The 1397-nt window shown below is 64.9% G+C and carries 1 protein-coding gene; it reads right to left on the reverse strand.

What is annotated here, in order from left to right; genetic code table 11:
- Positions 1-1397 (reverse strand): T6SS effector BTH_I2691 family protein (locus ACFY9W_RS29055; RefSeq protein ID WP_391138294.1); only part of this gene is annotated, 1397 nt, incomplete at both ends.

A 1397-nucleotide genomic window follows, 5' to 3' on the forward strand; every position in this document is an offset into this window, starting at 1 on the left:
TCCGGTGCATTGCTCTTCTGCAGGCTGTTGTAGGCCGTCTTCAGCGAAATCACGTTGAACCACAGCATCCCCGCGTTCAAACCACCGCCACCGCCCGAGGTCAGCAACCCGAGAAAGTTGGGTTTCACCCGCGCGGTGGTGGTCAGTTCGATCGATACCGTCCGGCTTCCCGAAATGCGCAGCTGCTTCATCTCTTCAACCTGCGCCATGCCATTCTTCAGGTACTTCTCCACCTCTTGGCTGAACGGGTTTTCCGCAATGGCCTGTTCGGTGATCCGGTAGCGTGCTGCCAACAGCCCCAGCGCCTTCTCGGCATTCGCCTCACGCGCCGCCAGCAACACCTGCTGGCGCAGGCCGTGACTGGCATCCCAGCGGGTTTGCCCGCGCAGGCGTTTGAGCACCACGGTATTCACCGATTGCGCCGTGAGGTCGGTGATGTCGGCCATGGCCGGGAAGCGACCGGCCAACCCTTCGATCACGTTGTCGCTGGCGCCAAACACACTGCCGACCGAATCCGCCTTGTCCTTGAACGGGTTGAACGGTGCCAGGGCGGTGTACAACGGGCTGTCGTGCTGGTCCAGCCACTGTTCCAGGCGCTTGAGTCGCCGGTCCTGGTCTTCGGCGCCCGGCGTCGGTTGGCCCATGGGGTGAATCAGCAGCGCCAGGGAAATTTCCAGCCCGCGGGACGACACGATCTCGTCGCGGTCGTAGCAGGCCAAGGCCGCAGCCAGGCTGTAGGGGTTATCGAGATGCGCGGGTTCAGCCGTTGCCAGCCAGGCGTCATGATCGTTGCTGGCTTGCAAGGCCTGGTTGCGCAGTGCTGCAAGGCGTCGCCCCAGCTCATCGCGTTCGGCGAGAAAGCGCCGGTATTTGTCCAGGTCCAGGCGCTGTGCCAGGCGTGCGCCATTGGGGGAGTAGTCCTTGTGGGTGAGGGCCTGGAAATGCGACTCGGCGGGCGACAGGGCGGGCCCCCGGCGCTCCGTGCCGAGCCGGAACGCGGCCAGTTCCGGTGAAGGGGCATCGCTCGGGTACAGGCTCTCCAGCGTCTTGTTCAGCAGCATGCCCACCAGGTTGCGGTGGTGAAAATCACGGCTCTGCGGGCTCAGCTGTTCGGCATTCAGCCGGAAGCACGCCGGCACGCGTTCCTGCTCGGGCGGTTGGACGGGTTGGGTGTGGGGCAGTTGCTCGGCGGGCATCAGGTCGCGCAACTGGTGCTGGTAGGCCGAGACCGACAGGCTGAGGTCCATGGCCATGCCTTCGGCGTCGGCCAGTGCCACCACCACCGGGACTTTCGGTTGGCTCCAGGGATAGTGCCGTGCCACGGCGGCGAGGTTGCCGATGGGCAAGGTTTCGGTAATCGGGGCGCTGCTCCAGGCCAGCGGCATGCGTCGGTCAAC

Source organism: Pseudomonas sp. NPDC008258 (assembly GCF_042956345.1).
Lineage (GTDB): Bacteria > Pseudomonadota > Gammaproteobacteria > Pseudomonadales > Pseudomonadaceae > Aquipseudomonas.